Origin of the sequence: Sphingobacterium deserti (assembly GCF_000757725.1) — a bacterium.
Taxonomy (GTDB): domain Bacteria; phylum Bacteroidota; class Bacteroidia; order Sphingobacteriales; family Sphingobacteriaceae; genus Sphingobacterium; species Sphingobacterium deserti.
The window spans coordinates 32,151-46,069 of the sequence record NZ_JJMU01000065.1; the positions used below are offsets into that span (position 1 = coordinate 32,151).

Genomic DNA, 13,919 nt, shown 5'->3' on the forward strand with positions numbered 1-13,919 from the left:
AGCAATGAAAGTCAACAATCATATATTTTATGCTTTATTACTAACATTTATGCTTTCCGGATGTGGACAGCAGCATTCGGAAGGTGATGGGCACGCGCACGGTTCATCAAGCGAACAACAAGGGGGCGGGGAAGAAGGGCACGAAGAGGTTAGTACGATAGCCTCACTTACCGCTGAACAAATTGCTGCTGTAGGTATACAGCTGGGGGGTATTGAACAAAAAAGTCTGACCAATATGATCCAAGCGAATGGTATGCTCAGCGTACCAAACAACAATAAGGCAAATGCAGCCTCGCTTTATGGAGGTGTCATTAAAACGATGTCCGTCCAGCTGGGCGATAAGGTTCGAAAGGGGCAGGTGATTGCCACAGTTAGCAACCCGCAATTTATTCAGGTGCAAGAGGATTACTTAACTATTACCAGTCAGATTATATTAGCGGAGCAGGAACTGCAAAGGCAGCAAGAATTGAATGCTGGGAATGCAGGTACGCGCAAGAACTTGGAAACGGCAAACTCGACGTTGAATACCTTACGCACGCGCAAAGCGTCTCTTCAACAACAGGTGCAGCTGATGGGGATCAGTCCCGCCAATATCAGTAATGGCAATCTGCGCGCTAGCTTGGTGGTGACGAGCCCAATAAGCGGAACAGTGAGCAATGTATTTGCGAAGATTGGTAGTTATGTCGATGTCTCTTCGCCGGTATTGGAAGTGGTAGACAACAGTTTGTTACATTTAGATCTTCAGATTTTTGAGAAAGATCTGCCCCATATCAAAGTTGGGCAAATGGTGGATTTCACTATTACCAATAATCCGGGAAGCAGCTTTTCGGCAAAGGTTTTCAGTATCGGGTCATCCTTCGAGGGCGATAGCAAATCTGTCGCTGTTCATTGCACGGTGATTGGTAATAAAGACGGACTAATAGACGGTATGAATACCGTAGGGATGATAAGTTTAGATCATGCTACCGTCCCTGCTGTACCCAACGATGCTATCGTCGAAGCCGATGGCAAGTTTTATATTTTCGTGCAGACGGATAAAGAGGGCGAAGAACATCATGACGAGAAAGGGCACGTGCATGAGGAAGGCGAGGGCCATGCCCATAGCCATGACGATCATGATGCGTCAGCGAGAGATAGCGGCAAGATAAACTTTGAGAAAATCGAGGTTGCCAAAGGTGTGTCGGAGATGGGATATACCGCTATCACTCCGGTTGAAAGCATTCCTGCCGGAGCAAAGATCGTCATCAAAGGTGGCTTTTTTATCAATGCTAAACTAAGTAATACAGGTGGACATTCACATTAACGAACAGTTATGAAAGCGAACGAAATAAGGACACAAAAAACAGGAGAGGTTGAATCGCATAAACATGTTGCACTATTTGGCGAAAAAACAGAACTCATATTTGCGTTGGGGTGCGGTTTTGCTCTGGCAGTAGGCTGGGGGCTATCTTTTTTAAATAGTTTACCGACAGCTGTGCCGTTGATTTGCTATATAATTGCCTACTTCTTAGGCGGCTTCTTTACCGCAAGTGAAGCGGTGCATACTATTCGAAAAGGAGGCTTCGAAATAGATTTCCTGATGTTAGTGGCAGCAATTGGTGCCGCCACTTTGGGCGAATGGGCAGAAGGAGCGTTGTTGCTGTTTCTCTTCAGTATCGGCCATGCGCTAGAACACTATGCCATGGCCAAGGCTAAAAAATCAATTGCCGCATTGACTAGCTTGGCGCCACCGACAGCCTTAGTCAAGCGAGATGGCGAGACGCTGGAACTGCCCATTGAAGATCTTGTCGTCGGCGATTTGATCGTTATAAAACCCAATAGCAAAATTCCTGCCGATGGCCTGATTGTGCAAGGCGAAGGCAGTGTAAACCAAGCGCCTATCACGGGGGAAAGCGTTCCCGTTGATAAGATAGCCATAGCGGACGTATCTGTAGCAATTAAGGACATCGATAAACTGAAACCAGAAAATCGTGTCTTTGCCGGAACAATAAACGGCTCTGCAGTGTTGGAGGTAAAAGTATTGAAAGAAGCAAAAGACTCGACCATTTCAAGATTGATAAAAATGGTCAATGAAGCTGAAAAGCAAAAATCACCGACACAATTGCTTACAGATAAATTTCAAAAATACTTTGTCCCCTTTGTGCTTATACTCGCTACGGGCTTATGCTTTGCCTTCTTGGTATTGGATGAAACCTTTGCCGAAAGTTTTTACCGGGCGATGGCCGTTCTAGTGGCCGCAAGCCCCTGTGCACTTGCTATCTCGACGCCAAGCGCAGTGCTAAGTGGCGTGGCGCGCGCGGCGAGTGGTGGTGTATTAATAAAAGGCGGTCGTCCGTTGGAAGACTTGGGATCCCTAGAAGCAATTGCTTTCGATAAAACGGGAACGCTAACAGAAGGCAAACCTAAGCTCACACATGTAATTCCTTTACACCTGACGTCGGAAACGCATTTGCTGAAAGTAGCAGTTGCTGTTGAAAAGTTGAGTGATCATCCGCTTGCAGAAGCTATCGTTAGAGGTGGCTTGGAGCGGTTGGGAGGTGATCCGCTTCCACAGGTTAGCAAAGTAAAAGGCATTGTAGGTCGTGGCGTTGAGGCCATTGTAGAAGGAAAGAAGCTTTCGGTTGGTAATAAGGCGCTGTTTGGCGTAGACAATATACCATTCGAAATCATTACAAACATTGAAAAACTGGAACAGGAAGGCCGAACGACGATGTTGGTCAGGGAGGATGACCAATATATCGGCATTTTGTCCCTGATGGATGTCCCTCGGCCGGAAGCCGAGTCAGTATTGCAACGGTTAACAAAAATGGGCATTAAAAAGATGGTCATGCTGACAGGAGACAATCAACAAGTGGGCGAGGCGGTCGCTGCACAGATTGGGATTACAGAAGCGATGGGCAATTTAATGCCTGAGGATAAGGTGTCCGCTGTTGAAAAATTGGATAGGACGGAAGGTATGGTAGCTATGGTGGGCGATGGTGTGAACGATGCGCCTGCCATGGCTAAAAGCACAGTTGGGATTGCCATGGGCGCGGCCGGATCTGACGTAGCACTGGAAACAGCAGACATTGCTTTGATGGGTGATAAACTTGATAGTTTACCTTTTGCTATTGGCCTCAGCCGCCAAGCTAAAAGAATCATCAAACAAAACCTTTGGGTGAGTTTGGGTATCGTTGCTATTCTTATTCCGCTCACTATCTTAGGAATCACAACTATTGGCCCTGCCGTGATTGTACATGAAGGCTCTACGTTGCTAGTTGTAGGTAACGCGCTACGCTTGTTGGCTTACAAAAATGATTGATTTATGCTGTGATGCTTGATTTAAAATCATTCGCCGACGGAAGTATTGGATTGTAGTAGATAATTTACAAAGAAATTTTGTGGATAGAGATTAACTCTAATGGTTTTGGATTTGTTTTCAAACTTTTTTATTTTCGAATAGAGTAATGGCTGCCTTTCTTCAGTATTTGTAACATGGCATTCAAATTATTTTAATGAAATACACGTATTGTTTGCTTTTTCTGCTGGCGCTGATCCCACAATTTATGACGCGCGATTTCACGCCTGATAATGAACTGCGGTATCTTAGCATAGCAGATGAAAATCTAGGTCTGCATCGCTATTTCGCTTTCTTGCATCATGGTGTTGCCTATGCTGATAAGCCGCCGCTTTATTTATGGCTAGTGATGCTCGCCAAGAATATTGTTGGTCATCATAATATGTTGATACTGGGGTTGTTTTCTGCGCTCCCTGCCTTAGCGATTATTTACACGCTATACCGTTGGACGGCCGACTACCTATCTGCTGAATGGCGCTTGATGGCTCCTTTGATGTTGTTTTCCAGTTTGTTTTTTATTGGTGGCGCGGCGGTTATACGCATGGATATGCTGATGACGATGTTTATTGTATTAGCGCTCCATACCTTTTATCGCATGTATTTGGGTAAAGTTTCGCTGCAGGGGGGGCAGTGGATATTTGGAATCTTTATATTCCTCGCTGTTTTTACAAAAGGTCCAATGGGCGTAATTATCCCCCTATTATCCCCGGTTGTTTTTTTATTAATTCGGGGTAAGCTATCCACTTTTACACGGTATTGGAACTGGCGTACCTTGCTTGCTATTGTTATCCCTTCTTTCATTTGGTTTTATTTTGTTTGGCTAGAAGGCGGACATGCGTATCTACAAAATTTACTCTTGCATCAGACGGTAGATCGCGCCGTCGATGCCTTCCATCATAAGCGGCCATTCTATTTTTATGGCATAAGCATTTGGTATGTTCTAGCGCCATGGTCGATTATGATCTTCACGATCTATGGACTTGCGTTAAAAAAACGGGTTCGCTTATCTGATCTTGAATTGTTTTTCGCGGTGGTATTTGGTACTACCTTCTTATTCCTTTCCTTTGTAAGCTCGAAAGTTGATATTTACCTGCTTCCTTGCTTGCCTTTTCTTGTCTATCTTGCAGCGCTGTTGCAAAATAGAATGTCGGAATCCCGCCTACTTCGGTTTTGCCTTGCCATCCCGGCTGTAATCTTTTTCTTAGCTGCACCTAGCCTGCTTATTTTGCCTGCTTTTATGTCAGTCGATATTTCTCTCCCGCTCATGCTTTGTTGTGCAATATTAAGTCTATCAGGAATTGCAGGCTTTTATTTTATCATCGTCAAGCGTACGATAGCCCGGACTGTATTTACTCTAGGCGCGGGATTACTGGCCACGGTATTCATTGCTGGCTGTTTTGTAGCGCAGTACAATGCGGATCTGGGATATGGAGAGCTGGCCGCTGCCGGAAAAAGCTTGTACGAATCTGAAAATGTTAAACCTTGCTATGTAAGCTTGGAAATAAAGCGACCTGAAAACATGGACGTCTACCTTGCTGCACCTGTGCAAGCCGTTTCAAAAGAGGCCGTAATTAGTGGACAGTTTACCGGATGTATCCTTTTTTTAAATCGTCAAAAGACCGCGGCGAATGAGCCGTTGCAAGAATATCTTAAAAGCATGTTAAACAAAGAAGTAGCAAATAATGCTGCGTATAAATTGGTGCAATAGAAATCTTAACGAATGAAAATACTAGTCACCGGCGTCGCCGGCTTTATAGGCTCTCATTTAACAGAAAGTTTTTTGGATATGGGATATGAAGTAACCGGCATTGACAACATTTCATCTTTTTATTCCAAGGAGCAGAAACTGCTCAATTTACGTACGCTCCGAGATAAAGGGTTGAAGTTCATAGAGACAGACCTATCGCAAATTTTGCAACCATTACCCAAAGACTTCGACTATGTCTTTCATTTGGCAGCACAGCCTGGTCTTGACCAAGGTTGCATGTTTGACGACTATATTCGTAACAACATCATTGCCACTGAAAATCTAGTGTCGTTAGCGAAATCATTTCCGACACTAAAGCTTTTTGTTAACATCAGCACATCGTCAGTCTATGGTTTAAACGCCACACAGTCTGAAGAATCAATTGTCCGCCCAATCTCCTGGTATGGCATTACGAAAAGCGCTGCTGAGCAACTTGTACTGTCGGCGCATACGAGTGGATATTTTAAGGCATGTTCTTTAAGGCTGTATTCCGTATATGGCCCTCGGGAGCGACCTGATAAATTATACAGTAAGTTAATCCATTGCGGTTTAAACGATCTTGAATTTACACTTTTTAAAGGAAGCTTGGAACATCGCCGGAGTTTTAGCTACATCGACGATATCGTTCGTGGTATCGCAGCAGTACAGGGCAAAGAAGAACGCGTATCAGGGCAAATTATTAATATCGGTAGTAAAGATTCATATACCACCATGGAAGGCATAGCAATAATAGAACAGCTTATTAAGAAGCGTATAAAGTTGCGGGAAGTTCCTGAACGGCCTGGTGATCAAAAGCAAACTGCCGCCGTAATCGACAAAGCAACCTCGTTGCTTGGGTTTGTTCCCGAGATCCCCTTATCCGAGGGCTTGCACCGCCAACTTTTGTGGACATCAAAAAACCTTCGTGATATAACATGGAAGTATTAACAAAAAATGATCAGAAAAGAATGGACGCCATATTCACCATCATTGTTCCGATCTATAATGAAGTGATGGGTCTAGAACGTCTAGCCACAAGTCTATCGGAGTATCTTAAATTGGCTTTAGTAGAGACGCGTGTGCTTTTTGTGGATGATGGATCGACGGATGGAAGCAGATCAGGAATAAAAAGTATTTGCAAGAAAAACGATTCCTTTTCCTACCTTTTCCTCGATAAAAATTATGGATTAAGCGCGGCTATCAAGGCTGGGATTGATCACGTGCAGACGCCTTTGCTAGGTTACATTGATGCCGATCTACAAACAGATCCACAAGATTTTAATGTATTGCTGCCGCACATGGAAAACTATGAAATCGTAACCGGCGTAAGGGCGAAGCGAGAGGATTCGCTGTCCAAAAGGTTGTCTTCACGTTTTGCTAATTCATTTCGTCGCTTGTTCACCAATGATGGAGTGGATGATACAGGTTGTCCCTTGAAAATATTGAGAACAGATGTGGCAAAAGCTATTCCCATGTTTTCGGGGCTTCATCGGTTTTTACCAGCGATGGTTCTTTTGCAAGGCGGTAAGGTGTTGCAGCTACCGGTAAGGCACTACCCAAGGATTACAGGTACTTCAAAGTTTAACACCTGGAACCGCCTTTTAGGGCCATTGGCGGATTGTTTTGTTTATCTGTGGATGAAACGTAAATACATACAATATAGAGTAGGGGACTATGGGCCAAAATAGCACATGGGTATTTCTGATCGGCGCTTTGGCTCAAGTGCTGTTTTCAAGTAGATTAATTTTGCAATGGATACTCACAGAGAGGCAGCGTCGTGTTGTGACACCTTCCTTATTTTGGGAATTGAGTTTGCTCGCATCCATCCTGTTATTCTGCTATGGCTATCTTAGAGATGACTTTTCGATCATGTTAGGACAGTTGATAACGTACTACATCTATATTCGAAACATGGATTTGGAGGGACATTGGAAAAAAATCTATTTCCCTTTCCGTATCCTTATACTCGGCATCCCGGCATTCTTTATTATTTACGGTTATAATAACGGAATTTATGATCGAGAAAAGCTTTTCCATCATGAGAATATTGCGCGGCCGCTACTGATTCTTGGGATTGTATCGCAGGTGCTATTTACCCTCCGTTTTATCGTGCAATGGCTCGTGTCTGAATCAAACAAACGCTCGTTGCTACCTTACGGATTCTGGGGAATAAGTCTTATCGGTTCAATCGCCATTTTGATATATGCGATCTTAAGGAAGGACCCCGTCCTTTTCTTTGGACATGTATTCGGGGCGTTTATCTACAGCAGGAATTTACTTATTATACGCCGTCAGCGGTAATTGCGGGTTTTCGTGATCTTGCCGATGCAACCTTTCGTATTGTCCTGTCATGACAGCAAGCTGTTGAACAAGTTGCTCATACTTTTTAAAGGTCTGTAGAAGGGTATCTAAACTCTCTTCGATAGCTTTCTTGCCATCCATCACATTTTCGTACTTGGCTATCTTTCGATTTGCTCAAGCCTTTAATATCAAACGCGAAGGTAAACGCCCACGTACGCTGACCTTTACTTATGACATTATCAATTTAACAAACTTACTAAGTAGAAACTGGGGGATACAATACTTTTCACCGAATACGTTCAATTCAACTTCTAGTGTGGGTTTGCGAGAAGCATCAGCAGGAACGGCTTCGACCTAACCCGTGTATATTTTCGAACGAGATAACAGCAGCGGCTACGCACGTGATTTTTTCGGATCTCGTTGGCAGATGCAATTTGGACTTCGTTATAGTTTCTAACTGCGCTCGATTTTTTACTTAGCAGGAGCGGAATAACCATAACCGACAGCAGTAAGTGATAGATGTGTTAATTAAGGTACGCTGCATTTTTTTGACAGGATGCAGCGTACTTATTTCGATGTATACTATAACTCTTAATGCCAGCATCGTATAATTTTCATTGTGGTAAATACGGTATTTAGATGTTGCAACAAGCAGTTGTCGTTTTTTGGTGCTATTCTTGCTTAGCGAATCTTATGATGTAATGTAATGGGAGAGAATATTGTATTCGTTTGCGACGACGATGTAGGCATATCAGATATGCTTGCGCTTGTTATAGAAAGTACAGGAAAAGTGGTTTGTATAGAAAACGACAGCACGCTGTTGTACAAAAGGCTTCAAGAGGTCAAACCGAAGCTTTTAATAATTGACTTGTGGATGCCTATGCTTTCCGGCGATGAGATTATTAGACAGCTTCGGGCAGACAGCGCCTTTGATGATTTATATATCGTCTGCATTTCCGCGAGTATACATGGCGAGCAGACAGCTATGAATGCCGGGGCTAACCGGTTTATAGCGAAGCCATTTGATATAGCTGAGATTCTTTCGGTCGTATCTGACGAGCGTCCGCCATTGTCTGCCTAAAAGGGTATTACGAATTTTGCCACTCATCAAAATGGAAGAGCGATACCTGTCAAGTAACGCTCCTTGGTAATTTCGTGCTCACATCTCGCCTAATAATAGGTAAATCTCGCAAATAGCTGATTTTCCGCTGTATATTAATGTTTTATTGTTTTGGTAGACAACGCAGGGATTGATATTGCTGCAAACATCTTCTGTTAGTCGGGTAGCTGCTCTATGTGAGTTGGCTCTATGCGTGGTTGTGCATTCATCCGGTGTCTGTAACTTGATGATGCCTCGTAAACTAGCCGACGTACGCGCATAATATTTCCTAGAGGACGGTGTTCGGGCAGACAATGGAAAGGGTTAAAGCTTAGTACATCATCTGCAAATACGCGCCTTTGCGGACTGTAGCTGTCCTGTGAAAGAATGGTTAGCTTGGCAATTGGTTGATACGGACTATCTTCCTCCATCCACTGGACAGATCCGTCTTCTACAGGCATTTTCTCAATATCCGTACAAAGCTGCGCCGACAATTCGTAAATGGCGGTCTGTGTAGCGAAAAATTCCTTCACAATGTTCGTTAGGAAGTTATCCGGATCGTCTTTGATCTTTTCCTCGTCCATCTTTTTACCATGTAGGGCTGCAACATTATCCGATTTCGGCGCGATGGATATTTTTGCAATATAGTCTCCATAACGCACAGCAGCCATACTGAAGTAGCGGTCGCCCAGCAAATGAGATCCTGGTTTTCCAAAATCATTTGGATCGCTCTCTTTACCCAAAAGATTCTTGACTTTACGCCCGGCAACAAGCATCGTCTGCTGAAAACTTTGAAATAGCTCAGGTGTATCGATATATTCCTCTATCTTCTTTTGCTGATCGAGATAATCCTTGATGGTTCCGGTAGGAATTATCGGGTAGTTGACCAGCAGCAAATCTTGGGTAAGGGCGTCTTTTTCCTCTGGAAGAAATTTTTCCCCTTCCACACCAATGATTTTGATTGCCATGCCACGCTGTGTAGATTTCTTGTCCGTTTCGATCATCCCCGGAGCACTTGAGAACCGGATGATAACTGGATAGGTTTTAGCGTTTGAAAAGAGTCCCTGCGCTAAATGTTCGGGCAGGTTATCATAAATCTCCAATTCACCACGAAGTATGCCATGGTTTTTTGCATGGGCATCTCTTATCGCGTGGCGATACCGCTCAAACATAATTTTGTTCACACGAGACATTGACTCAACAACTGCTTTGCTATCCTCATCCTCATTCGGCTGTTTCACTTCAACATCGTCCGAATACTTTACATAATTTACGTCCATATTATTTGCTGTATGTTACTTGTTTTTGCTATTCTGTGGGTTGCCGTTTGTACTATATATCCTCTCAACCACACTTGTTATAGTATTGCCAGCACAGGCAGGTAGTCCAATAGAGAACGGCTGATTGCTAACTATGTTTTAAAAGTCTGCAATATGGAAGTAAGCGTGCTACATGATGCAAACCATCACGCGCTAACTTTTTTGTAGCAAGCGCAGAAAAACCTTTGATATAGCTGGCCGTTATATATGGTATGGTAGGTAAAAACGTAAATAGTGCAGTGCAACGGCGGTTTATCCAGTTGATAATATGTATTCTTCTGGCGATTCCATCGTCTTTGTGGGCTCAAATCCAAGATTCTATTGATCAGCAAAACGCATTAGAACAGCTCGATGAGCGACGAGGGCAGGTGAGAGAGTGGTCTGTTTTGGTGGGTCGTGTTTCACGTCAGGTAGATAGCACAAAACGTTTAATTTCATGGAGCCGGGAAAGGCCGGATTCTGCGAGGCTTGATAGCGCCCTGCAGGTATTGGCTGTTAAGAAAAAAGATATTATTAGCCTGACGGAAACCATCAAGTCTGCACGTACCGTATGGCTTTCCGAACAACGTGCACCGACCAGTCTGGATAGCAATATGGTAGAAGATTTGGCCGCTAACGATTCCATACGACTTGCGTTTTCCGGAACGCGGGATAGCTTAGATCGGATGGAAAATACGCTAAAGCGGCTAATGTCAGATGTTCTTTATTTGGAAGAATCTGCCGGCAGGCAACGGGAGGAGGTATCGGCCTCTGCCATCGATTCAACGATTTCCAAAATCATACCCGTACCACGCCGGGTGATAAAGACGGTTCGCACAAATATGGGGCGAGACGGTTCTTCCACCGCCTTTTTTGACTATCCGGCTTGGAGTAGTCGAATATTTCTTATTTTGATTAGCCTGCTTTATTTCTATTGGATGTATCGTCTTGGTCGCGAGACTGAGCAAGAAGGCGACGAGCTCCCATTGCACCGCAATGATCCTATCTGGATTCCGATTCTAAAGTGTATCATCTTTTTTCTGGTTTTGCTCCCGTTTGTTACGTTCACCGTACCCGTACTTGTATTAGAGTTCAGTTATTTCCTGGTCTTTATATTTTTATACATCATATTGTTCAAAGAGCTTAGCGCATTTAAGCGAAGAGCGTTACACTTTGTATTCCTTTATTATGTGCTACTGATCGTGTCAAACTTGCTACTTTCTGAGCTTTGGTGGAGCCGTATTTTTGCGATGTTAGCTAATTTATCGGGAATAGCGCTGGTGTATCTAATGGGGCGCCGTACAGATATTGATAATCCAGTAGGCTATATGCACCGCTATGCACGCGTGTTGATTATGCTTGGACATTTATTGGCTATCGTTTTGAATGCGGTTGATTATGTTTCGGTATCACGCATGTGGAGCTTGGCAACCGGCATTGGGTTTTTGCAAGCCATGTCGTTACGAGCTTTCAGAGACATGATTTTGCATGATTTAGCGAAGCAATATGAGCGAGCTAAAGCAGAGACGGTCTTTAAGCGTTTTGACCTAAAAAAAATGCTGGCGAGTGTGGACCGCCTCATTCGCATAATCTGCGTTGCCTTGATCGCCATTGTTTTTATAAACAATATGCATATCACACGGGAAGCGGGTGCCTTTTTTGAAAAACTGCTCACCACAAACCATAAAGTCGGGAGCATTACGTTTACGTATGGCGATCTTTTACTAGCGATTGCCGTCGTCTGGATCGCAAATTGGTTGCAAAAAAACTTAAAAAATCTAGTTAACGATCCTGCGAATGATGAATTACACGCTCGCAAGATGACTCTTTTTCCGTTGTTTCGGTTGTTGATCTTTGTAGTTGGCTTTCTAATAGGGATCAGCATTCTAGGGCTTGGAATGGATAAGCTCACCGTCATCATTGGTGCGTTAAGTGTCGGTATCGGTCTCGGTATGCAGAACATCATCAATAACTTCGTTTCTGGGATTATCTTGGTGTTTGAGAAACCGTTCAAGATTGGAGATTATGTGGAGCTAGCGGATAAAAAAGGCCAGGTAATGCAAATCGGCATCCGGTCTAGCACGCTGCTAACCGATCAAGGCGCACGCGTAATTATTCCGAACGGAGATTTACTGTCCGGCCGTTTAGTCAATTGGACATTCTCGGATTCTGATATCCGGATGAATATGCAGCTTACCGTGGAAAATAAAGGAAGCATTGACGGGGTCAAAAAACAAGTGGAGGATACATTGCGAACATTCAATGAAGTTGATCTCAATATTCCTATCAAGGTATTAACCAAAGATGTCACGCCCGATAATTACATTCTCACCGTACAGGTAGGGATTAAGCATGTGCGCTACATCGAAAAATTTAGAAGCCAGTTTCTGGAAGCCTTGAAAGGGGATTTGGATGGCCGAGAAATAAAAGTCTCATCGAGCTAGTTACTATTGCTAAACAATCTTCTCGTAAACAAGCGTAGTTAAAACCTGATAATAAATAAAATCGCTTCGTCATCGCGAAAAGGAGGAACGACGACGAAGCGATCTTGCGTTTGTAAAAACAAGGATCTACTTTCTGGTTGAAATATAAATAGCAAGCGTATTCATCCGATAAAGCGCAACGTCATCGCAAGAAGGAGGAACGATGACAAAGCGATCTTGCGTTTGTAAGAGCAAGGATCTACTTTCTGGTCGAAATACCAACAAAAAGCATGTTCATCAGGTAAGGCGCAAACGTCATCGCGAGAAGGGGGAACGACGACGAAGCGATCTTGCGTTTGTAAAAACAAGGACGGATAGAAATCAAAAGTCTATTAATTTAGTAGACATTTTAATTATTATATCCTATATTCGCATCAGTAATCATCTCTAAACGGACTCAAACATACGACAATTGATAAAACAAAAGTGCATGGTATGCGTACTGGACACTTCATCAGCGCCTACATGCCCTCTTCAAAATTTTATGTATCAAACAATATCAATATGGAAAACAGAAATATACTAACACTTTCGATCTTACTTGCAGCCGCGCTAAGCAGTTATGGGCAGCAGACTTCGACCTTAAATCTTTCCGGGACAGTAAAAAATACGGACGGGAATAAAGTTTACCTTCAGCAATATGTAAATAAAGTGTACAAGATTATTGACTCAGCAAAAGTCGACAATGGAAAATTTAATTTCAACACGGCCGTACAGTTACCTGAACTTTACGCTTTAAGTATCGGTAAAGATGCTGCTGCATTGCCCGTGTTTCTGGAAAACACAGCTATACAAGTAGAAATCGGTCAAGAAGAAAGCCATCCAACAATACAGGTAAGTGGCTCAAAAGCGCAGTCACATTTCGACAATTTTCGTAGCAATGCGCGCAATTTAAGCGCGGAAGAATTTATCAAGCAAGATCCTTCATCCATTGTAGCTGCGTACGCACTTTTTCGAAACTACTCATACTCCTTATCTCCAGACGAAATCGAGCGCCACATCGCTTTTCTTTCCCCATCACTTCAGCAAACACAGTATGTGAAGATATTGAAAGACCTTGTACAAAAGCAACGCGCTGTTGCAGTTGGAAAGAAAGCACTAGATTTTGTTTCTAAAGATACTGAAGGAAAAGACGTCCGTTTCTTCGATCACTTGGGTAAGGGCTACGTTTTACTCGACTTTTGGGCAGCCTGGTGTCCGCCTTGCCGAAAGGAAAATCCAAATGTTGTTGCAGCTTACGAGCGTTATCGTGAGCAAGGATTTTCGGTATTCGGTGTTTCTTTAGATAAAAAGAAAGCGGCTTGGTTGAAAGCAATTGCTGATGACAGTTTGCATTGGACGCAGGTGTCTGATCTAGCGTTTTGGGATACAGAGGCAGCAGCATTATACGGTGTACGATTTATTCCAAGTAATTTTTTAATTGCCCCAGATGGCACTATCGTTGCCAAAAATATAAAAGGGGTGGAACTACAAAAGAAATTGGAGGAACTCTATAAACCTACGACTGGCGACGAAGACAAATAAATCCACAGTATAGCAAGCGCATTAGGCTTGATGCGATTTATTGAGCGGATTTATGCGTGCAAGATGGGGGGCAAAAATCCCGTAAATAGGGCGTGCAAAAAATAATAAATAAAAGTCTACTAATATAGTCGTCTTTTTTACTTATGTTTGT

General features: G+C 43.3%; 11 protein-coding genes. 9 read left to right on the plus strand and 2 right to left on the minus strand.

The window, feature by feature from the left end; all coding sequences use genetic code 11:
• Positions 1–4: 4 nt before the first annotated feature.
• From DI53_RS16865 to DI53_RS16890, 6 genes are all read left to right on the plus strand, one after another.
• Complete coding sequence (locus DI53_RS16865; protein ID WP_037502533.1) at positions 5–1,303, plus strand: efflux RND transporter periplasmic adaptor subunit; 1,299 nt, start codon at positions 5–7, stop codon at positions 1,301–1,303.
• A 9-nt stretch (positions 1,304–1,312) separates the two neighbouring features.
• Positions 1,313–3,301 (plus strand): heavy metal translocating P-type ATPase, encoded by a 1,989-nt coding sequence (locus DI53_RS16870; RefSeq protein ID WP_081939487.1) that lies wholly within the window; start codon positions 1,313–1,315, stop codon positions 3,299–3,301.
• A gap of 193 nt (positions 3,302–3,494) precedes the next feature.
• Complete coding sequence (locus DI53_RS16875) at positions 3,495–5,045, plus strand: ArnT family glycosyltransferase (protein WP_052072513.1); 1,551 nt, start codon at positions 3,495–3,497, stop codon at positions 5,043–5,045.
• Positions 5,046–5,057: 12 nt separating this feature from the next.
• A complete protein-coding gene (locus tag DI53_RS16880; protein ID WP_037502536.1) occupies positions 5,058–6,011 on the plus strand; it encodes an NAD-dependent epimerase/dehydratase family protein in 954 nt (317 codons plus the stop codon).
• The gene (locus tag DI53_RS16885; protein ID WP_206538054.1) at positions 5,999–6,751 is read left to right on the plus strand and encodes a glycosyltransferase; all 753 of its coding nucleotides are present in this window, start codon (positions 5,999–6,001) and stop codon (positions 6,749–6,751) included. The genes DI53_RS16880 and DI53_RS16885 overlap by 13 nt, the downstream gene beginning before the upstream one ends.
• The gene (locus DI53_RS16890; protein WP_037502539.1) at positions 6,738–7,364 is read left to right on the plus strand and encodes a lipid-A-disaccharide synthase N-terminal domain-containing protein; all 627 of its coding nucleotides are present in this window, start codon (positions 6,738–6,740) and stop codon (positions 7,362–7,364) included. Before DI53_RS16885 ends, DI53_RS16890 begins: the two co-directional genes overlap by 14 nt.
• Here the strand turns inward: DI53_RS16890 and DI53_RS20385 are convergent.
• Positions 7,338–7,505: a hypothetical protein gene (locus tag DI53_RS20385; RefSeq protein ID WP_157836792.1), complete on the minus strand. Its 168-nt coding sequence runs from the start codon at positions 7,503–7,505 to the stop codon at positions 7,338–7,340. The genes DI53_RS16890 and DI53_RS20385 overlap by 27 nt on opposite strands.
• A gap of 565 nt (positions 7,506–8,070) precedes the next feature.
• On the opposite strand from DI53_RS20385, the gene DI53_RS16895 reads away from it, so the two are divergent.
• A complete protein-coding gene (locus DI53_RS16895; RefSeq protein WP_037502542.1) occupies positions 8,071–8,445 on the plus strand; it encodes a response regulator in 375 nt (124 codons plus the stop codon).
• 194 nt (positions 8,446–8,639) lie between these two features.
• On the opposite strand, the gene DI53_RS16900 is transcribed toward DI53_RS16895, so the two are convergent.
• Complete coding sequence (locus DI53_RS16900) at positions 8,640–9,743, minus strand: catalase family protein (RefSeq protein ID WP_037502545.1); 1,104 nt, start codon at positions 9,741–9,743, stop codon at positions 8,640–8,642.
• A gap of 251 nt (positions 9,744–9,994) precedes the next feature.
• On the opposite strand from DI53_RS16900, the gene DI53_RS16905 reads away from it, so the two are divergent.
• Positions 9,995–12,205 carry a mechanosensitive ion channel family protein gene (locus DI53_RS16905; RefSeq protein WP_037502548.1) on the plus strand — a complete coding sequence of 737 codons (2,211 nt, stop codon included), beginning with the start codon at positions 9,995–9,997 and terminating at the stop codon, positions 12,203–12,205.
• Positions 12,206–12,748: 543 nt separating this feature from the next.
• Entirely contained in the window at positions 12,749–13,768 is a 1,020-nt protein-coding gene (locus tag DI53_RS16910; RefSeq protein WP_037502780.1) for a TlpA disulfide reductase family protein, read from the plus strand.
• Positions 13,769–13,919: the final 151 nt, after the last annotated feature.